Annotated in this window: 17 protein-coding genes; 7 read left to right on the top strand and 10 right to left on the bottom strand. The window is 69.9% G+C overall.

Annotated features, from left to right (window positions below):
* The 4 genes from BO39_RS18480 to BO39_RS18470 all read left to right on the top strand — a co-directional run.
* Positions 1-723, top strand: a 723-nt coding sequence (locus BO39_RS18480) for a UDP-glucose dehydrogenase family protein (RefSeq protein ID WP_043836195.1), incomplete at its 5' end; no start/stop codon positions are given.
* A 10-nt stretch (positions 724-733) separates the two neighbouring features.
* Positions 734-2,146 carry a phosphoglucomutase/phosphomannomutase PgmG gene (gene pgmG / locus BO39_RS18475; RefSeq protein ID WP_043836139.1) on the top strand — a complete coding sequence of 471 codons (1,413 nt, stop codon included), beginning with the start codon at positions 734-736 and terminating at the stop codon, positions 2,144-2,146.
* Positions 2,143-2,496: a gamma-glutamylcyclotransferase family protein gene (locus BO39_RS33665; RefSeq protein ID WP_281175569.1), complete on the top strand. Its 354-nt coding sequence runs from the start codon at positions 2,143-2,145 to the stop codon at positions 2,494-2,496. Before pgmG ends, BO39_RS33665 begins: the two co-directional genes overlap by 4 nt.
* Positions 2,497-2,548: 52 nt before the next feature.
* Positions 2,549-3,655 carry a DSD1 family PLP-dependent enzyme gene (locus BO39_RS18470; RefSeq protein WP_043836137.1) on the top strand — a complete coding sequence of 369 codons (1,107 nt, stop codon included), beginning with the start codon at positions 2,549-2,551 and terminating at the stop codon, positions 3,653-3,655.
* 54 nt (positions 3,656-3,709) lie between these two features.
* Here the strand turns inward: BO39_RS18470 and BO39_RS18465 are convergent, their stop codons facing one another.
* Positions 3,710-4,918: a D-alanyl-D-alanine carboxypeptidase family protein gene (locus BO39_RS18465; protein ID WP_052402277.1), complete on the bottom strand. Its 1,209-nt coding sequence runs from the start codon at positions 4,916-4,918 to the stop codon at positions 3,710-3,712.
* Positions 4,919-5,248: 330 nt separating this feature from the next.
* Between BO39_RS18465 and BO39_RS18460 the strand changes: the two genes are divergently transcribed.
* The 3 genes from BO39_RS18460 (at position 5,249) to clpA (ending at position 9,076) form a co-directional block, all read left to right on the top strand.
* Complete coding sequence (locus BO39_RS18460; RefSeq protein ID WP_043836135.1) at positions 5,249-5,779, top strand: phasin family protein; 531 nt, start codon at positions 5,249-5,251, stop codon at positions 5,777-5,779.
* A gap of 288 nt (positions 5,780-6,067) precedes the next feature.
* A complete protein-coding gene (clpS, locus tag BO39_RS34480) occupies positions 6,068-6,517 on the top strand; it encodes an ATP-dependent Clp protease adapter ClpS (protein ID WP_245615256.1) in 450 nt (149 codons plus the stop codon).
* A 192-nt stretch (positions 6,518-6,709) separates the two neighbouring features.
* On the top strand, positions 6,710-9,076 hold the full coding sequence (clpA, locus tag BO39_RS18450; RefSeq protein ID WP_043836133.1) for an ATP-dependent Clp protease ATP-binding subunit ClpA: 2,367 nt from the start codon (positions 6,710-6,712) through the stop codon (positions 9,074-9,076).
* Positions 9,077-9,156: 80 nt separating this feature from the next.
* On the opposite strand, the gene BO39_RS18445 is transcribed toward clpA, so the two are convergent.
* From BO39_RS18445 to BO39_RS18405, 9 genes are all read right to left on the bottom strand, one after another.
* Positions 9,157-10,017 (bottom strand): alpha/beta hydrolase, encoded by an 861-nt coding sequence (locus BO39_RS18445; RefSeq protein ID WP_052402276.1) that lies wholly within the window; start codon positions 10,015-10,017, stop codon positions 9,157-9,159.
* Between the two features lie 46 nt (positions 10,018-10,063).
* Positions 10,064-11,314: a c-type cytochrome gene (locus BO39_RS18440; RefSeq protein WP_043836131.1), complete on the bottom strand. Its 1,251-nt coding sequence runs from the start codon at positions 11,312-11,314 to the stop codon at positions 10,064-10,066.
* Entirely contained in the window at positions 11,314-13,083 is a 1,770-nt protein-coding gene (locus BO39_RS18435; RefSeq protein ID WP_084698235.1) for a GMC family oxidoreductase, read from the bottom strand. Before BO39_RS18435 ends, BO39_RS18440 begins: the two co-directional genes overlap by 1 nt.
* Positions 13,083-13,826, bottom strand: coding sequence for a gluconate 2-dehydrogenase subunit 3 family protein (locus tag BO39_RS18430; protein ID WP_043836129.1), 744 nt, complete (start codon positions 13,824-13,826; stop codon positions 13,083-13,085). Before BO39_RS18430 ends, BO39_RS18435 begins: the two co-directional genes overlap by 1 nt.
* A gap of 122 nt (positions 13,827-13,948) precedes the next feature.
* Positions 13,949-14,830, bottom strand: coding sequence for a PPK2 family polyphosphate kinase (locus tag BO39_RS18425; RefSeq protein WP_245615254.1), 882 nt, complete (start codon positions 14,828-14,830; stop codon positions 13,949-13,951).
* 72 nt (positions 14,831-14,902) lie between these two features.
* Complete coding sequence (locus BO39_RS18420) at positions 14,903-15,745, bottom strand: endonuclease/exonuclease/phosphatase family protein (RefSeq protein WP_043836125.1); 843 nt, start codon at positions 15,743-15,745, stop codon at positions 14,903-14,905.
* 8 nt (positions 15,746-15,753) lie between these two features.
* The gene (locus tag BO39_RS18415; protein ID WP_043836123.1) at positions 15,754-17,730 is read right to left on the bottom strand and encodes a DNA/RNA helicase domain-containing protein; all 1,977 of its coding nucleotides are present in this window, start codon (positions 17,728-17,730) and stop codon (positions 15,754-15,756) included.
* Between the two features lie 20 nt (positions 17,731-17,750).
* Positions 17,751-18,623: a DMT family transporter gene (locus BO39_RS18410; RefSeq protein WP_043836121.1), complete on the bottom strand. Its 873-nt coding sequence runs from the start codon at positions 18,621-18,623 to the stop codon at positions 17,751-17,753.
* A gap of 10 nt (positions 18,624-18,633) precedes the next feature.
* Positions 18,634-19,788: a GNAT family N-acetyltransferase gene (locus tag BO39_RS18405; protein ID WP_043836119.1), complete on the bottom strand. Its 1,155-nt coding sequence runs from the start codon at positions 19,786-19,788 to the stop codon at positions 18,634-18,636.
* Positions 19,789-19,810: the final 22 nt, after the last annotated feature.

Below are 19,810 nucleotides of genomic sequence, written 5' to 3'. Positions count from 1 at the left end.
ATCGTGCAGACAGGACTCGAGACGGCGGAGCTGATCAAATACGCGGCCAACGCCTTCCTGGCCGTGAAGATCACCTTCATCAACCAGATGGCCGACCTCTGCGAGAAGGCCGGGGCGGACGTGCACGACGTGGCCCGCGGCATGGGGCTGGACGGGCGTATCGGGCGCAAGTTCCTCCATGCCGGGCCGGGCTACGGCGGCTCCTGCTTCCCGAAGGACACGCTGGCGCTGGCCCGCACCGCGCAGGAGCTGGGCGCGCCGGTGACGATCGTGGAGCAGACGATCGCGGCCAACGACGCCCGCAAGGAGGCGATGGCGGCGCGGGTGATCGCGGCGCTGGGCGGCTCGGCGGCGGGGAAGACCGTCGCGGTGCTCGGCCTGACCTTCAAGCCCGAGACGGACGACATGCGCGACTCGCCCTCGCTCGTCGTGGTGCCGAGGCTGGTGGAGGCGGGCGCCACGATCCGCACCTACGACCCGCAGCCCTCCCATGCGCGGCAGATGATGCCGGCGGGCGTGCAGTTCGCGGAGACGGCGCTCGACGCCGTCGAGGGCGCGGATGCCGTGGTGCTGCTGACCGAGTGGAACGAGTTTCGTGCCCTCTCGCCCCAGAAGCTGAAGTCGGCGATGCGCGGCGACGTGGTGCTCGACCTCCGCAACGCCTGGGACCCCGCGGCCTTCCGCGAGGCCGGCCTCACCTATCAATCCATCGGACGTCAGTAGGGCCAACGGCATGACCGGCTTCAGCCACCGCTTCGACCCGACCAGCCTTCGCGAGTACGACATCCGCGGCGTGGTCGGAAAAACCCTCTCGGGCGAGGACGCCTTCGCCATCGGGCGCGTCTTCGGCACCATCGTCTCGCGCGCGGGCGGGAAGACGGTGGCGGTCGGCTATGACGGCCGCCTCTCCTCCCCGATGCTGGAGGAGCGGCTGGTCGCGGGCCTGATGGCTTCCGGCATGGAGGTGGTCCGCATAGGCTGCGCGCCGACGCCGATGCTCTACTTCGCCTCCTACCACTTCAAGGCCGATGGCGCCGTGATGGTGACGGGCAGCCACAACCCGCCCGACTACAACGGCTTCAAGTCGATGCTCGGCAAGAAGCCGTTCTTCGGGAAGGACATCCAGCAGCTCGGCGCTATGGCCGCCTCCGGCGACGTGGTGGCGGAGGCGCAGGGGTCGTCGCGCAGCGTCGATATCGCCAAGGCCTATGTGGACCGGCTGATGCAGGACTACGACGGCGGCGACCGCGCGCTGAAGGTGGTCTGGGATCCCGGCAACGGCTCGGGCGCCGAGATCACGAAGATGCTGGCCGCCCGCCTGCCCGGCGAGCACACGGTGATCAACGGCGAGATCGACGGGAACTTCCCGGCGCACCATCCCGACCCGACGGTCGCCAAGAACCTCGAGCAGATTATCGCCGAGGTGGCGAAGCGGGGCGCCGACCTCGGCATCGCCTTCGACGGCGACGCGGACCGGATCGGCGTCGTGGACAACGAGGGCAATATCCTCTTTGGCGACCAGCTCCTCGTCGTGCTGGCGCGGGACGTGCTGAAGTCCAAGCCCGGCGGCACCATCATCGCCGACGTGAAGGCAAGCCAGGTGCTGTTCGACGAGGTGGCCAAGGCCGGCGGCACGCCGCTGATGTGGAAGACCGGCCACTCGCTCATCAAGTCCAAAATGGCCGAGACCGGGGCGCCGCTGGCGGGCGAGATGTCCGGCCACATCTTCTTCGCGGACAAGTGGTACGGCTTCGACGACGCCCCTTACTCGGCGGTGCGGCTGCTCGGGATCGTCGCGCGCATGGGTGAGACGCTCTCCCAGGTGCGGGAGGCGATGCCGAAGGTGATCAACACGCCGGAGCTGCGCTTCGACTGCTCGGAAGACCGCAAGTTCGCGGTGGTGGATGAGGTGAAGAGCCGCCTCTCCACCGAGGGCGCGAAGGTGCAGGACGTGGACGGCGTGCGCGTGCTGACCGAGGACGGCTGGTGGCTGCTGCGCGCCTCCAACACTCAGGCGGTGCTAGTGGCCCGCGCGGAGGCGAGCAGCCCCGAGGGGCTGGAGCGGCTGAAGGCGATGATCGCGAAGCAGCTCGAGGCGAGCGGGCTCGCGGCGCCCGACTTCACCGGGGAGAATGCGGGGCACTGATCCCGCTCTTTCTCTACGGCACCCTGTTGGATCGGCGCATCCTCGCGCGCCGGTCCGGCGATTCCCGCCTGCCACGCCGGATGCGGCCAGCGGCGCTTCACGACCACGCGCGGGTGTTTTTCCGCGGCACGCCTTATCCGACCCTCGTCCGGCAGCCCGGTGGCCGGGTGGAGGGGGCGCTGATAAGGCCCACGCCCGCGGCTCTGGCCGCCCTCCGGCACTATGAGGGCGCGACTTATCGCTTGATCCCGGTTTGCGTTCAGGCCCGACAGGGCTGGCGCCGCGCGCGCGCCTGGATGGTGCCGCAACGGCTGGCAGCGGACTTGGAGTGGCCGCCCGCCCGGGCCTGACGTGTCGCCGCCGGCGGGCTAAAATCGTGGTGACCACGGAGTGACCGCGACCATGCTTCAATCCCCCCCGGCCGAACCAGGCATGCGCGAGGAGGAGGTCGATACCCCGGCCCTCCTCATCGACCTCGACGCCTTCGAGGCAAATCTCGATGCCATGGCGGGCCGGCTGGCCGGCACGGGGGCGAAGCTGCGGGCCCACGCGAAGACCCACAAATCCGCTGCCATCGCGCACCAGCAGATCCGCCGCGGGGCGGTCGGGCAGTGCGTGCAGAAGGTGGCAGAGGCTGAGGCGCTGGCCTGGGGGGGGGTCGCGGACATCCTCGTCTCCAACCAGGTGGTGGATGCGCGGAAGCTGCGACGGCTGGCCGCCCTTTCCGGGATCGCCAAGGTTGCGGTCTGCGCGGACGATCCCGGGGGGATCGACACCATCGCGGCCGTGGCCGAAGCCGCCGGGCGGCGGATGGAGGTGCTGGTCGAGATCGATGTCGGCGCCGGCCGCTGCGGCGTGAACCCCGGCCCCGAGGCGGTGGCGCTGGCCGAGCAGATCGCGGCCTCCCCTCACCTCGTCTTCGGGGGGTTGCAGGCCTACCACGGCAGCGCCCAGCACAAGCGAACCGTGGATGAGCGGCGCGCGGCCATCTCCCACGCCGCCGAGGGGGTTCGGCGCACCGTGGAGCAGCTTCGCCAGCGCGGGTTGCCCTGCCCCATCGTCGGCGGCGCCGGGACCGGCACATTCGAGCTGGAGCTGGAGGCGGGGCTCTGGACCGAGATCCAGGCCGGGTCCTACGCTTTCATGGACGCCGATTACGCGGCCAACGGCGCGCCGCCGCCCTTCCGGCAGAGCCTCTTCGTGCTTGCGCAGGTTATGTCCGCGCCGCGCGATGGGGTGGCGGTGCTGGATGCCGGGCACAAGGCGGTTGCGGTCGACTCGGGGCTGCCGCTGATCTGGGAACGGCCGGGACTGCGCTATGCCGGTGCGTCCGACGAGCACGGCGCGCTCGCCGTCGAGGGAGGGACACGGCCGAAGCTGGGGGAGCGGCTGCGGCTGGTGCCGGGACATTGCGACCCGACGGTGGATCGCTACGACTGGTATGTGGGCGTGCGGGGCGGCCGGGTGGAGTGCCTCTGGCCGATCTCCGCGCGCGGTGCCATGGCCTGAAAAGAGGAAGGGGCCGGCGAGCCGGCCCCTTCCATGTGACTTGCCGGGGGAGGCTCAGCGCTCCTTGCGGGAGGCGCCCTGGCGGCGGACGGGGCTGATGACGCGGATCACGCGCCCGCCGTCGCCCTGCTCCATCACACGGCGGGTGCGGACCGCCGTGTTCCGCGCGGCGGCCGGGGCGGTCAGGGGGCGCAGCTCGGCGCGGGCGGCGGCCGCGGCGCTGCGCCCGCGCGCGGCGGCGCTGGCGACGGGACGGACCACGCGGAGCGAGACCTGGCGGATGGCGGCGCGCGGGGCCTCGATCGTCGCGGCGCGGGCGCGGGCGAAGATCAGGGGCGTGCGGGCCATGGCGACGGGCGCCTCGGGCACCATGCGGGGGCTCGGCGCGACGCCGAGGCGGGAGAAGCCGTCGTCGAGCAGCAGGGCCGCGTGGCGGTCCCGCTCCATCCAGGAGGAGCCGCCGAAGACCGAGACGAAGACGCGCTGGCCCTGGCGCTGGGCCGAGATGACGTTGTTGAAGCCGGAGGCGTTGATGAAGCCGGTCTTCACCCCGTCCACGCCCTCGTAGTCGCTGAGCATATGGTTGTGGTTGCGGAAGGCGTAGTTGCCGGCGCGGATGGTGGCGTTACCGAAGTAGTGCCAGCGCTCCGGGAAATCGAAGAAGAGGCGGCGGCCGAGGGTGGCCATGTCGCGCGCCGTGGTGGTCTGGTCCCAGTCCGGCAGGCCGGAGGCGTTGCGGAAGGTCGTGCTCGTCATGCCGAGCTGGCGGGCCCGCATGGTCATCATCTGGGCGAAGCGCTCCTCGCTCCCGCCCAGGGCCTCGCCGACCGCGACCGCCACGTCGTTGGCGGACTTCATGGTCAGGGCGTAGATCGCGACCTCGACCGGGATGGTCATGCCCGGCGGGACGCCGAGCTTGGAGGGGGAACGGCTGCTCGCCTCCTCGGTGATGTAGATGCGGCTGTCCATCGTGATGCGGCCTTCCCGCATCGCGTCGAACAGCATGTAGAGGGTCATCATCTTGGTGAGGGAGGCCGGGTAGCGCGGGGCATCCGGGTTGGCGCCGCCGAGCTGCTGACCGGTGCGGGCGTCCATCACGAAGGAGGAGTAGCGCTCGCTGCCGATCTGAGCCGCGGCGGGCTGTGCCGCGAGGAGCGCCGGGAGGACGAGGGCGAGCCAGCGCTTTCGCGAGGCATCGCCCAGTGCCGACAAGCCGGCCCTGCAACGCTGCCAGCCGCGCCCGGCGGCCAGACCATCAACCATAGGAACCCCCCTTCGAAGACCCGCCCCCGCGGGTCCTGGTAGCCCGGTGCAGCAGCACCGTCGCGCGGCCCCCCAGCCTCGCTGAGCGGACGATAGAGGGGGCCTGAGGGGGGTGTCCATCACCACGTGAGGAAAAAACCCACAAAAGCCGGTAATTGCAGGATTTCTGCCACAGTTCGGAAGCGGTCTGAAACGGTTGCGAATCCTATGTTGCAGTGCAAAATAATATGTGGACGGCGCCTCGCAGGCTTTGATATACGGCAGTTGTTGCACCGCAGCAAAGCCATGGGCTCGCTCATGGCAAGCCCTAGTTCCCCAGGAGAAGAGACCATGGCCAACGAGGCCCCCAAGATTGCCCGTATCGCGAGCGAGACCGTGAGCACCGCGACCGCCGCCGCCGACACTGCCGCCACGCAGGCGACCAAGATCTCCGACGTCGGCACCACCCAGATCCGCACCGCCGTGGAGCGCAGCATGGAGCAGGCCAGCAAGGCCGCCGAGGGCACGATGAAGGCCGCCCAGGACTTCGCCGAGTTCTCCCGCGGCAATGTCGAGACGCTGACGCAGGTCGCCCAGACCTGGATGACCGGCTCGCAGGAGATCAGCCGCCAGGCCTTCGCCCTGATGCAGGGCCTGACTGAGCACGCCCTCGAGGGCGCCCGCGCCCTTTCCGGCGTGAAGAGCCTCAAGGAGGCCGCCGAGATCCAGGCGACCTACGCGCGCGGCGGGATGGAGAAGGTTCTCTCCGAGACCGCCAAGCTGCAGGAGGCCTCCTTCCGCCTCGTGGAGCAGGTGGCCACCCCGGTGACGCAGCGCGTCTCCCAGGCCGTCGAGCGCGCGACCAAGCCGCTCGCCGCTTGAACAGGCCGGAGCACCGGTGATCCGGCCGGGAGAACCTCCCCGCCGATCATCGCGGAGCCTGGGCCCTGCCCGATCGTCCCCCTCACCGGGGGCGGCCGGGCGGGGCCCTTCTCTTTTGGGGCGGTGCCGAGCCCTGGTGGGGGAGGAACGGAGGCCCCATATCGATCACGGCGCCGAAAGCCTTCACCTCGGGCGCCGCGATCCAGTATCCTTCCCTCACTCAATTCCAGCGAAGCGGAACCGGTGGCCCCTTGGCAAGGCCGTGATCCGTGAGACCATGGCAGGGCGATGAGCAAGCAGGACAAGCGCCCAAGCGGCATGACAGGGACGGCCGCCGGAGAGAACGGTCCGGCCGGGCCCGACAAGGACGGCGGCAACGGCCCCCAGCCCCCGAACGCGCCGCCCGGCGGGCCGCCGGGCAATGGCGGCCAGGGCGGTGACGGGCCGGCGACCGGCGTGGTGGTGAAGGCGCGTCCCCGGACGCGCAAGCCCACCATGTACAAGGTCCTGATGCTGAACGACGACTACACGCCCATGGAATTCGTGGTCCACGTCCTGGAACGCTTCTTCCAGAAGAACCGGGACGAGGCGACGAAGATCATGCTGCACGTCCACCGGCGCGGGGTGGGCGTTTGCGGGGTCTTTACCTACGAGGTGGCGGAAACAAAGGTGACCCAGGTGATGGACCTCGCCCGCCAGAACCAGCATCCTCTTCAGTGCACGATCGAGAAAGAATGAGCTTGGATCCTCGGATCGCGATCAGAGCCACTGATACAAGGCGTAACCTGCCCCTCCCCTCCGCGTTCGGGGAGTGGACCACAATATTCATCCCATCGACTTCTTGCGTACGGCCGTCCCAAGTGGAGCGCCCAGGTGGGCGCCCTGCCGGGAGATCCCGGCGGCCGTTGAGACAGGGGAGCGTCGAACGACATGCTGTCCCGTAACCTAGAACAGACGCTCCACCGTGCCCTCGGCCTCGCGAGCGAGCGCCGGCACGAGTACGCGACGCTGGAGCACCTGCTCCTCAGCCTCGCGGAAGATACGGATGCGACCACTGTCCTCCGGGCCTGCGGCGTGGATGTGGACAAGCTGAAGCGCGACTTGCAGGAGTTCCTCGACAAGGACCTTGCCGGCCTCGTGACCGACCGCGGGGGCGACCCGAAGCCGACTGCCGGATTCCAGCGGGTGGTCCAGCGCGCCGCCATCCACGTCCAGTCCTCCGGCCGCGACGAGGTGACCGGCGCCAATGTGCTGGTGGCCCTCTTCAGTGAACGCGAGAGCCACGCCGTCTACTTCCTGCAGCTGCAGGACATGACGCGGCTGGACGCGGTGAACTTCATCTCCCACGGCATCGCTAAGGCCCCCGGCCGCAGCACCACCCGCCCTGTCCAGGGCAACGCCGGCAAGGACGGCGAGGGTGAGGGCGAGAACCGCGGGAACGAGGAGCGGCGCGAGGGTGGCGCGAAGCGGGGCGGCGACGCGCTCTCCAACTACTGCGTCAACCTCAACAAGAAGGCCGGGCAGGGCAAGATCGATCCGCTGATCGGGCGCGCCGACGAGATCGAGCGCACGATTCAGATCCTTTGCCGCCGGACCAAGAACAACCCGCTCTACGTGGGCGACCCCGGCGTGGGCAAGACCGCCATCGCCGAGGGCTTGGCCAAGCGGATCATCGAGGAGGACGTGCCGGAGGTCCTGCTCAAGTCCACGATCTTCGCGCTGGACATGGGCTCGCTTCTCGCCGGCACGCGCTATCGCGGTGACTTCGAGGAGCGGCTGAAGGCCGTGGTGAACGAGCTGGAGCAGCAGCCCGGCGCCATCCTGTTCATCGACGAGATCCACACGGTGATCGGTGCCGGCGCGACCTCGGGCGGTGCGATGGATGCGTCCAACCTGCTCAAGCCCGCGCTCGCCCAGGGCACGCTGCGCTGCATCGGCTCTACGACCTACAAGGAGTACCGGCAGCACTTCGAGAAGGACCGGGCCCTCGTCCGGCGCTTCCAGAAGATCGATGTGAATGAGCCGAACGTCGAGGACGCGGTGAAGATCCTCACCGGCCTGAAGACGAACTACGAGAAGCACCACAAGGTGAAGTACACGCCCGAGGCGATCCGCGGCGCGGTGGAGCTCTCGGTGAAGTACATTCACGACCGGAAGCTGCCGGACAAGGCGATCGACGTGATCGACGAGGTCGGCGCGTCGCGGATGCTGCTGCCCGAGAACAAGCGCCGCAAGACGGTGACGCTGAAGGACGTGGAGGACATCGTCGCGAAGATCGCGCGGATCCCACCCAAGTCCGTCTCGACCGACGACAAGGAGGTGCTCAAGAACCTCGAGCGCGACCTGCGGTCGATGGTCTTCGGGCAGGACAAGGCGATCGAGACCCTCTCCGCCGCGATCAAGCTGTCCCGCGCGGGGCTGCGCGATGCGGAGAAGCCGATCGGCAACTACCTGTTCTCCGGCCCCACGGGCGTCGGCAAGACGGAGGTGGCCAAGCAGCTCTCCAAGACGCTCGGCATCGAGCTGATCCGCTTCGACATGTCCGAGTACATGGAACGGCACAGCATCAGCCGGCTGATCGGCGCCCCTCCGGGCTATGTGGGGTTTGACCAGGGCGGCCTGCTGACGGACAGCATCGACCAGCACCCGCACGCCGTGCTCCTGCTCGACGAGATCGAGAAGGCGCACCAGGATCTCTACAACATCCTGCTGCAGGTGATGGACCACGGGAAGCTGACCGACCACAACGGCAAGACCGTCGACTTCCGCAACGTCATCCTCATCATGACGACGAACGCGGGCGCGGCCGACATGGCGAAGCCCGCTATCGGCTTCGGCCAGAGCGTCCGCGTCGGCGAGGACGAGGAAGCGATCAAGCGGATGTTCACCCCGGAGTTCCGGAACCGCCTGGACGCCGTGGTGCCCTTCGCCGGGTTGACGCCGGAGATCGTCGGCAACGTGGTCGAGAAGTTCGTGATGCAGCTGGAGGCCCAGCTCGCGGACCGGAACGTGACCATCGAGCTGTCCTCCTCCGCCAAGGAGTGGCTCGCCGAGCGCGGCTACGACCCCCTGTACGGTGCGCGGCCGCTGGCCCGTGTCATTCAGGAATACGTCAAGAAGCCGCTCGCCGAGGAACTGCTCTTCGGCAAGCTGGTAAAGGGCGGGGCCGTGAAGGTCGGCTTGAAGGACGGTGCACTGACCTTCGACATCGCCGAGGCGCCGCCGCCCGCCCTGCCCAAGCCCGACGAGGGCTCGGGCGACGGCGAGGCGGAGCGGGAGCCCGAGGCGGCGAACTAGTCGCTGGCTTCGGCTGAACAAACCTGGGGGGAGCGGACGGGATCGTCCGCTCCCCCTTTTTCTTGCCCTGCTGGCGCGGATCAGGCGGCCAGGGTGGGGAACCTCGCCCGGAGCCAGCGTGCGATCTCGCGGAGCACGGGCGCTCCTTCCAGGCCAAGGGCCCGGACGGGAGCAGCCAGGGCGGCGATCATGCCGATGTGCCCGACGCCCTCGTAGAAATGCGCCTCCACCGTGACGCCCCGTGCTTGCGCGAGGGTCGTGAAGCGCGAGGTCTGCTCGGGGCGTACGGTGGTGTCCGCGAGGCCGTGGAGCAGCAGCAGGGGCGGCGTGCCGCGAAGGGCCGGCTCATCAAGCGGAGCCACGCGCGCCCGGGCGTTCGGCGCGGCGGCGAAGATGCCAGAGGGATCGTCCGCGGGGCCGAAGTCGAAGGGGCAGGCGAGGCCTATGCCGCCGGCCAGGCTGTCGCGCGCCGGGCCAAGCCAGCGAGGGTCGGCCGCGAGGGCCATGGCGTTGAAGGCCCCGGCGGAATGCCCGGCGAGGACCACGGGACGGTCTCGGCCAGGGCCGGCGCGGATGGCGCGCACCGCGGCGGCCCCATCCTCCACGAAGCTGGGCCAGCGCACCTCGGGGAAGAGGCGGTAGTCCGGCACGGCGACGACTGCGCCGGTGGAGGCGAGCGCGCGGGCGGCGAAGTCGTAGTCCTCCCGCGCGCCGTTGCGCCAGCCGCCTCCGTAGAAGAAGACGATCAGCGGGGCATCGGGTCTGGTGCCCTGCGGCGTGTAGAGGTCGTAGCGGCCGCGCTCGCCGGGGCCGTAGACGAGACCAGTCTCGCGCAGAATGCCGCCCGCAGGCGTCAGCCGGTTCGCGATGTCGATGGGAGAACAGGCCGCGGCTGGAAGGGTCGCGGCGGCGAGGAGAAATCGGCGGGGGATCATTCCCATGCCAACGCGATGCCCCGCCCGCTTGTTGCGGGCGGGAATCGGCGCGTCAGGGACGGTCGCGCAGGAGGTCGCGCATCCGACCGGCGTCGGCGGCCGTGACGGCAGGCGCCGCGTTGCCCCAGGCGTTGCGGATATAAGTGGTGACTGCCGCAGTCTGGTCGTCGTTCAGGCGCCATCCGAAGGCGGGCATGGCCGGCGATGTCGGCGCGTGCGGGCTGTAGGCGGCGCGCACGCCCTGGAGCACGACGCGCAGCAAGGTCTCATTGCCCTCCTGCTGCACCACCTGGCTACCGGCGAGGCGCGGGAACATCCGCGGCACGCCCTCCCCGTCTCGCCGGTGGCAGGCCATGCAGCGGTCGAGGTAGATTGCCTCGCCGGTCACCATCTGGGTGTTGTCGCCCGCCAGCGCGGTGCGGGCCGGGGCGGCAGGTGCGGCGACGGGCGGCTCCTTCAGGTAGACGGCGATAGCGCGGAGGTCGGCTTCGCTCATCAGGCTGGTGGAGTATTCCACCACCTCGGCCATGGGGCCGGAGGCGGCGCTGCGGGCGTTGCGGCCCTTCCCCAGGTACTCGACGATCTCCTCCACGCTCCAGGCGCCGAGACCGGTGCGCTGGTCGCCCGTCAGGTTGGTGGCGAACCAGCCCTGCAGCGGCCCGCCGACGAAGTGCTCGCTGGTCCGATCGGCGCCGGCGAGGTTCTTCGGCGTGTGGCAGGCGCCGCAATGGGCGGGCCCCTCCACGATATAGGCGCCGCGGTTCCACTCGGCCGAGCGGTTGGGGTCGGGGCGGAACTCGCCAGGCTCGAAGAACAGCGCGTTCCAGGCGAGCATGGAGGCGCGGATGTTGAACGGGAAAGGCAAGGTGTTGCGGTCTACCGCGTTGTTCACCGGCTCCAGCGTGTTCAGGTAGGCAAGGATCGCGTCGGTGTCCGCGCGCGGCATGCGCGTGAAGTAGGTGTAGGGGAAGGCGGGGTAGAGATGCGCACCGTTGGGGCGCACGCCCTCGTGCATGGCGCGGTAGAAGTCGTCCGCCGACCAGGTGCCGATTCCCGTCGCGCGGTCGGGCGTGATGTTGGGTGTGACGATGTTGCCGAACGGCGTCTCGATCGGGCGGCCGCCGACGAAGCCCTGCGAGCCCTCGTGGTTGCCACTGGTAGACATGTGGCAGGCCACGCAGTCGCCGAGCACGACGAGGTACCGGCCGCGCTCCACCTGGTCGAAGTTGTCCGGTGCGGCGCGGGCTGGTCCGCCCGCGAGGAGGGAAAGGCCGGCGAGGGCGGCGAGAAGGCGGGCGCGCATCAGGCCTGCACCAGCGGCTGGCCGGGGTTCTTGAGGTACTGGCTCACGATGGCATCCGCCGCGAGGTAGGTTAGCGCGCCCACCGTACCCGTGGGGTTGTAACCGGCATTCTGCGGGAAGGCGGAGGCGCCGAGCACGAAGACGTTGGGCATGTCCCAGACCTGCAGGTACTTGTTCACCGCGGATGTGCGGGGATTATCGCCCATGACCGCGCCGCCCGTGTTGTGGGTGGTCTGGTAGGGAACGACGTTCCATGGCCCCTTCTTCGGGTTGGCCACGATCTGCTTCGCGCCCATGGCCCGCATGATCGGCACCATCTTCTCGGTGACGTAGGCGGACATGCGCTCCTCGTTCGGCTTGAAGTCGAAGGTCATGCGCAGCAGCGGGCGGCCGAGCCGGTCCTTGTAGGTGGGGTCGAGGTCCAGGTAGTTGTCGCGGAAGGACATGACGCTGCCCTGGCTGCCGACATTGGCAAAGGTGTTGTAGGCCTCGCGCGTCGCCTTCTTCCAGGCGCTGCCCCAGCGCGGCGTGCCCGGCGGGATCGGGCGCGCGGAGATGGGGCGGGCGTGGAAGCTCGTGCAGTTGATGTTCGCGCCGCCGACGAAGTTCAGGCCGGTATGGTCGAAGTTGTCGCCGTTATACTCGTCGGCCGTGATGCCGAGGGAGCCCGCACCGGCCCAGTGGTTGAAGGCGTGGGTGTTGTCGAAGAAGCCGTTGACCGACGAGTTCGCCTGATAGGCATAGTTGCGGCCCACCACGCCCTCCCCCGTGCTCGGGTCATAGGGCTTGCCGATGCCGGAATAGAGCATCAGCCGCACATTCCAGAGCTGGTAGGCGGCCATGATGACGAGATCCGCCGGCTGCTCCCACTCCTGGCCCTGCGCGTCGATATAGACGACGCCGGTGGCGGTCTTGCCGTCGGAGCTCTTGAGCACGCGCACCACTTCGCACTGCGTGCGCGCCTCGAAGCCAGGGTGGCGCATCAGCACGGGCAGGACGGTCGTCTGCGGGGAAGCCTTGGAGTAGTTCGCGCAGCCGAAGCGCTCGCAGAAGCCGCAATAGGTGCAGGGCGCGAGGGTGACGCCGAGCGGGTTGGTATAGGCCTGCGAGATGTTGGCCGAAGGCATTGGGAAGGGCTTGAAGCCGAGTTCCGTCGCGGCCTTGGAGAAGAGGTCCTGCGCGTGCTGGCCCTTCAGCGGCGGCGTGGGGTAGCCGCGCTGCCGCCGACCCTCGAAGGGATTCCCGCCCGGCTGGATCTCGCCGTTGATGTTGCCGGCCTGGCCCGAGATGCCCGCTAGGTACTCGAATTTGTCGTAATAGGGTTCCAGCTCGTCGTAGCTGATGCCCCAGTCCTGAATGCTGTGGTTCTCGGGGAAGATCCCCTCGCCGTAGCGCTCGCGGTAATGGCTGAGGATGTTGAAGTCGCTCGGCAGGAAGCGCCAGGTGTGGCCGTTCCAATGAACGCCGGAGCCGCCGACGCCGTTGCCGGGCAGGAAGCTGCCCCATTTGCGGATGGGCAGCGCCACCTGGTCCATCTTGTTCCGCGCCGTCACGGAGTCCTGCGAGTTGTTCAGGAAGAGCTCGCCGCGAATACCGTAGCGCAGCTCGTCGGGCGCGGTGCCGATGTTGAAGTCGCTGGCCGTGTCGCGCCAGGGGCCGCGCTCCAGCGCGACCACCTCCAGCCCGGCCTGGCAGAGCTCGTGGCCCATGATGGCGCCGGTCCAGCCGAGGCCGATGATGACGGCATCCTTGCGGGGAAGGCGGCGCATCAGCTGCGCCCCCCCGGGTTCCATTCCGGTCTCCCGAGGAGGCTCACGGGCGGCAGCGTGTAGCGGGTGTTGGGCCGGGCGATGACGTCGCGGAAGTCGTAGCGCGTGCCCGGGAAGCCGAGGAGCTTCCAGCCAGCCATGTCCTTGTTCCCACCGTAGATCGGGTCGGCGAAGAAGCCTTCCATCGTGTTGTTGTGCACCAGGTCGAAGAAGCTGCTGGCATTGAACTCGGGCGTGTTGATCTCGCGCTTCTCCATCGAGGTGAGAAGGCGGTCGAGTTCCTCGCCCGAGAGCTGCGGGACCTTCTTCCCGCCGAAGTTGCGCGCGACATGCGCGGCGAGGCCGGCGAGGCCGCGCCGGTAGGCCTCCGCGAAGGTGACCGAGGACTGGAAGCCCTGGGTGGGCAGTGGATTCGTGGGGAATGGCCCCTGCATGTACATGCCCTCGCAGCGGCCGTAGGGGCCGGCGAGCTGGCGGTCGATGAAGACGGCGCAGCCGGACTCCTTGCCGCCCGGCCCGAGTTCGTCCACCGGGACGAGCCGATCCACGATCGCCTCGATGGCCGCCCCCTCCTCCGGTGTGAAGAAGCGCCATGGGCCGGGACGGGCCTCGGCGGGCGGATAGACCTCGTTGCTGGTCCAGGGGAGGCCCTCGATCGTGCGGGCCGTGGCGGTCCCGACGACGCCCATCAGGGCAGTCGTCGCAAAGAGAAAGCGGCGTCTAGAGCCGCGCGGGGTGGTCATCAGCGATCCCTCGGTGCGGGTCAGGTGCCGCACGAGGGATCAAATTCGGGGGGCTGCGATAGTTGCCGTCGGGAGGAACAAAGCCTGATGAAGCTTCGTTAACGGTCTCGGTAATCTACCCCTCAGGTCAGCGCATCGCGTGCCCGGAGCAGGGCCGCGCGCGCGGCGGCGGTGACGGTCGGGAACTGGAGGTCCAGGGACTCCATCGCGTTCGCCACCGCTTCGGCCACCAGCAGACGAGCGAGCCATTTGCGGTCGGCGGGGATGACGTACCAGGGCGCGTGCGGAGCGGCGGTGGCGCGAATCGCGGCCTCGTAGGCGGAGAGGTATTCCGCGCGGCGGGCGCGGACGACGAGGTCGCCTTCCTCGAACTTCCAGTTCTTCGCGCCCTCATCGATGCGGGCGAGCAGGCGCTTGCGCTGCTCCTCCTCCCCGACATGGAGGAAGAACTTCAGGATCCGCACGCCCTGGCGCGCGAGGTAGCGCTCGTAGGCGGCGATGTCCTCCAGCCGTTCATCCCAGATCTGCGGGCCGATGACGGCGGCGGGCAGCGGGGCGGCCTGGAGGATGGAAGGCTGCACGCGCGGTACCAGCACCTCCTCGTACCAGGAGCGGTTGTGCACGCCGATGTGGCCGCGGCGAGGCATAACGACGTGGTGCCGCCAGAGGAAGTCGTGGGCGCGCTCCAGCGTGCTGGGGGCGCCGAAGGACTCCACGTCCACGCCCTGCGGGTTCACGCCGGAGAAGACGTGCTTGATGGCACCGTCCTTCCCGGCGGCGTCCAACGCCTGAAAGATGCAGAGCACGGACCAGCGCGCATCGGCGTAGAGGCGTTCCTGCTGGTCGGAGATACGGGAGACGGCGCGCTCCAGCGCCTCCTTGCCTGTGTCCTTGTCGAGGCCGGTGTCGCCGTCCTCATCCGTGCGGTGCTCCTCCAGGGAGAAGGAGGCACCGTCGGTGATGCGGCAGGTGGCGAGGAAGCGGTGCAGGCGCTCGGCGTTCAAGGCTGTCATTCCCGGTCTGTGGTCAGGCGCGCGGCTCCTGCTCCAAACGCGCGAGAGCGGGTTTCGAAAGCGTCAGGGCGGGTTCAGCACGATGCTGACCGGGCAGTGGTCGGACAGCCTGTGGCGCCATTCCGGCTCCCGCTCCGCATAGACGAGGACGCGAAGACTGCCTTCCACCATCCAGCCGCGGGCAGGGCCGCCGAGAAGGACATGGTCGATGAAGGGCCGCCCGCCCCAGCAGGGGTTAGAACGCCCGGCGGTCGCACGGGTGAGCGGGGCCGCGCGCTCGAGCAGGGGGAGGATAACGGGGTCGCGGTCAAAGCGGCGGTTGAAGTCACCGGCCAGGGCGAAGGCCTCGCCGGCCGCACGCCGGGCCTCGATCCAGCCGGCGAGGATCTCGGCCTGGCGGAGGGTGCTCTCGCACTGGCGGCCGGCATCGTCGGGCTCCCGGCAGCCGGCGTTGAGATGGAGCGAGAGGAGGCGGAGCCGCGAGGCCCCCTCCCCCACCGTGACGTCCACGCCGCGGCGAAGCGAGAAGCGGGCGCCAGGCCGTAGGTCGAGCGCCGCCAGATCGTCGTTCTGCGTGGCCGGCAGGTCGCGGCGGACGGCGATGCCGGCGCGCTGCACGTCGCGCTCCCCGGGGAAGAAGAAGCGCCAGCGGGCGGGGTCGAGGACGAGGGCGGCGGCCTCGGGCCCGTCCACCTCCTGCAGGGCAATCACGTCAGCGGCTAGGCGCTCGGCATAGGCGCGGAGGCGTGCGATGTCCTCGGGGGCGCGGCGGTGGAGGTCGCGAGGGAGTTCGGGATCGCCGGCCGGGCGGGTGGTCAGCCAGTCGAGGTTCCAGGTGGCGAGCTTCAACTCCGCCGCGGCGGCGGCAGAGGCGAGGAGGAGAAGGGCGAGGAGCGCGCGGAGCATGGGCGCTTCTACAGCAGGGCGGGCGCGGGGTCTGCGGTGGGCACGGGCTCGATGGCGCGCGCGCCGCAGAACACGAGGTAATCGGCCAGCGCGTCCATCGCGGTCGCGTCGCGCGTCCTGTCATACCAGGGATCGCCGGTGGGGCTGCCGGGCGGCACCCAGATGACGGTCTCGTAGCGGGCGCGGGTGAGCAGCACGCGATAGGTGTTCAACGTGAAGCTGCGGTCCTCCTCCTTGCGGACGGTTTGCCAATCCTTGCCGGAAAGGGCGCGCATCACCCAGCCACCCGGCCCGCGCAGCAGGTCCCCGCCCCAGGCCAGGCCAACCTGATCCAGTTCCAGGCCCTGGCAGTCATACTCCGTGGCGTAGGTCTCCAGCGCGTCGGAGGCGCGGATATCGGGCCAGCGGTCGAGAAACCAGTGCGGCATGTCGGCGGCCTGCACGCCAAGGCCCTCGGCCCGGAGGCGGCGGGCGCCGGAGGAAGCCACGAGACCGGCGCGGCGCATCCCGCGGGAGAGATCGCGCAGGGCGGCGCGGAGGGTGGAGAGGTCGCGTGTCACGAAATAGGGCACACCACCGGCCCTCCGGGCGATTTCGGCCGCGGCGGCGGCATTGCCGGCGAGCACGGCATCCACCCAGGGGGCACCCTGCGGGTCGCGGACGGAGCGCATAGGGACGGTAAGGTCCAGGTCCGGGTCCATCGTCAGCCAGGGGCGCGGCCCGTCGGCCAGGCGCTGGGCCGCGATGGGCGTGATGACCGCACGCTCGGCGGCAACGGCCCGCCAGCCGGGCGTCGCCTCGATGACCCTTCCCCACTCGGCCAACCCGGCCTCGCCGGTGTTGATCTCCTGGCCATTGCCGATGAGCGCCACGATGACGGACCAGTCGGCGTGGCGGGACATGATCTCGAGCGTGTGCGCGGGCTCGCTGTCCGTCAGTTTGCTGGCGCCGCGGCGCTGCGACGGCTTCGTGGCCTGCGCGCGGTCCCAGGCGCGCTGCGCCTCGTCGAAGACAATGACGTGAGCCTCCGGAATCTCGTCCGGCTTCTCGACGTATAGTTCCAGGAAGCGATGAACGTTCTGCAGGGCCGTGACGGCGTCGCGCCTCGCCAGCGCACGCCCCTGCCCGCCCTCTGCCGCGCGACGGGCGAGGCTCTCTCGCAGGACCGCGACGAGGGGCGCGTTACCGGTCAGGAAAGCGGCGCCACCCGCGCGAAGGCTGCCGAAGACGACGTTCAGGCCGCAGAGGGTCTTTCCCGCGCCCGGCGAGCCGGTGACGAAGACCACCACGTGTTGGGAGTTGGCGCGGGCGGCCTCGATCGCGCGGCCCACCGCGGCGGTGGTGCGGGTGAGGTTGGCCGCGTCCGCACGGGCTGAGACCATCTCGGCGCTGCGGTGCCGATCGAAGAGCATCGTGGCGGCTTCGAGCACGCCGGGCACGGGGCGATAGGGCGCCGCCAACCAGGCGGCGTGGTCCAGGGGCGTCGCGGGCGGGCCGATGGCAGACTGGATGGCGCGAACCGTGTCGCCAAGCAGTGGGGCATTCGTCAGGAGCGGCGGTGGCACGCCCTGCCAGATGAGTGCGGGCTCGAAGATCACGCGCGGCGCCGCGGTCGCGACCAGAATGGGCACGACCGGCAGGCCGCGGCAGCCCGCGTGGAAATCCCGCAGGTCCAGTGCGTAATCCTCCGCCTGGCGCCGGTCGGCGGTGCTGTAGCCGGTAGCGCCGTCCTTGATTTCCAGCACCAGCACGGCGCGGTCGGTCAGGATCACGCAGTCAGCGCGCTTCTCCAGGCGGAGAAGGTCGTATTCGAGCAAGACGGTCCAGCCAGAGGCCTCCGGAACGGCGAGCGCGACCTGCAACAGCCGGGCGGTCGAGACCCAGGCAGCGCGCTGGGCAAGCTCGAGCGTGGCGTGGCGGGCGGCTTGGGCGAAGGCGAGGCGGGCTGCGATCTCCTCGGGTGGGAGGGCGAGAAGGGCCGGCACGCCGAGGGTGAGCCAGGGTTTCAGCGGCGGCTCCTCTCCGGCCAGGTGGCGAGCAGCATGCTCGCCATCAGCAGCGCGAAGCCCAGCGCGTGGACGGCGGTCGGTTCCTCCCCGAGGAACAGGATGGCGGCCGCCGCGGCGGTGGCGGGGAGAAAGGCGGTGAAGACCCCTGCCATTCCAGCGGGCGCATGGCGCAGGCCGCCATACCAAAGAAGGAGTGACAGCACGCTGGCCGTCAGCGCGTGGAACAGGAGGAGCGAGAGCAGCAGGGGGTCGGCCAAGCGAGCGGCGGCCCCCGCCTCGGGCAGCCAGGCTGGCAGCAGCAGCGCGGCGGAGAAGGCCTGCATGCCGAGGCTCGCGGAGAGGAGCGGCAGGGCGCCCGAGGCGCGCTTGGCGAGGAGGACGTAGGCGGCTTCCCCGCAGACGCCGAGGAAGACGAGCCCGTTGCCGAGCGCGGTGCCTCCTCCCGCCCCGCCCCGGGCGAGAACGATCGCGCCCATGCCGCCCGCGGCCAGCGCCACCGCTGCCCAGCCGCGCGGCGACACCCGCTCCCGCAGCCAGACTGCGCTGCCGAGCGCGATGACGGCAGGAAGCGTCGCGAGGGCGAGACCGCCCTCCAGCGCCGTGGTCAGGCGGAGCCCGGCCAGCAGGGCCGCGTTGTAGAGGACGGTCCCCGCCGCGGCCTGCAGGAGGAGGTTCAGGAGCACCCCCCTGCCCGGCCACCGCGCGCCGTCGCGCCACAGCGCGAGGGGCAGCAGCACGGCGCAGGCGATCAGGCAGCGGAGGCCGAGGATCAGCGGGATGGGCAGTGCCCCCGCCAGTGTCTTGGCGACGACCACGTTGGCGCCGGTCAGCACCATGGAGCCGGCGAGCTGCGCGTAGGCGCCTAGCACGCCGCGCGCGTCACGCCGCCTCGTCCTCCCTGCGGTAGGGGGAGAGGGTGTCGAGCCCGGCGATTTCCGCCTCCATCGCCGCGCGCTCCTGCACCAGCGATTCCGCGACCGCGCGGCGCAGTCCAGGGTGGGCGATGAGATGAGCGGAATAGGTAGGCACGGGGCGGTAGCCGCGCTGGATCTTGTGCTCGCCCTGGGCGCCGGCCTCGACGCGCTTCAGGCCGTAGGCGATCGCGAAATCCAGGGCCTGATAGTAGCAGAGCTCGAAATGGAGGAAGGGCGCCTCCACCAGGCTACCCCAGTTGCGGCCATAGAGGGCGTCGTGGCCCATAAGGTTCAGCGCGCCGGCGACGGGCTTGCCGTCGCGCTCGGCCACCATCAGCACGACCTTGTCGCCCAGGCGCTCTCCCATCAGCGGCCAGAAGCGGGCGGTGAGGTAGGCGCTGCCCCATTTCCGGTCGGTGGTGCTGCGGTAGAACTTGTGGAACAGGCGCCAAGTCTCGGGCGTGATCTCTGGCCCGCGCAGGGTCCGCATCGTGAGGCCCGCCGATTGCGCATCTCGCCTCTCCCGCCGGATGGACTTGCGCTTGCGCGAGGAGAGGGCGCCGAGGAAGTCGTCGAAGCTGCCGTAACCCTCGTTGTTCCAGTGGAACTGCACGCCCATGCGCTGGAGCCAGCCGGCCTCGCCGAGGTCGTCCCACTCCTCCCGCGTGCAGAAGGTCACGTGGCAGGAGGAGAGCTTCAGCGCCTCCGTCGCCTGGGCCATGGCGCTGGCGGGGGCGGAATGGGGAACGCCGGTGCCCGGCCGCACCATCAGCCGTGGGCCGGGCACGGGGGAGAAGGGCACGGCCACCTGGAACTTCGGGTAGTAGTCGCCGCCCGCGTTCTCGAAGGCGCGGGCCCAACCGTGGTCGAAGACGTACTCGCCGTAGGAATGGCCCTTCACATAGGCGGGCGCGACGGCGACCAGCGCGCCGGCCGCGTCGCGCAGCGCCAGGTGCTGGGGCAGCCAGCCGGTGCGCGGGCCGGTGCAGCCCGATTCCTCGAGCGAGAGGAGGAAGGCGTGGGAGGTGAAGGGGTTGGCGGTGGCGTCGCAGGCGTCCCACTCAGCCGCGGGGATATCGGCGATGCGGGGATGAAGGGTGAGGGTCAGCTCAGAGGGCATGGGGGCGCATGTGCGGCGCGCG

This window comes from Roseomonas aerilata DSM 19363 (assembly GCF_000711725.1).
GTDB lineage: Bacteria > Pseudomonadota > Alphaproteobacteria > Acetobacterales > Acetobacteraceae > Roseomonas > Roseomonas aerilata.
The sequence above is the reverse complement of the archived record's forward strand: the minus strand, read 5'-3'. Positions and strand labels throughout refer to the sequence as shown.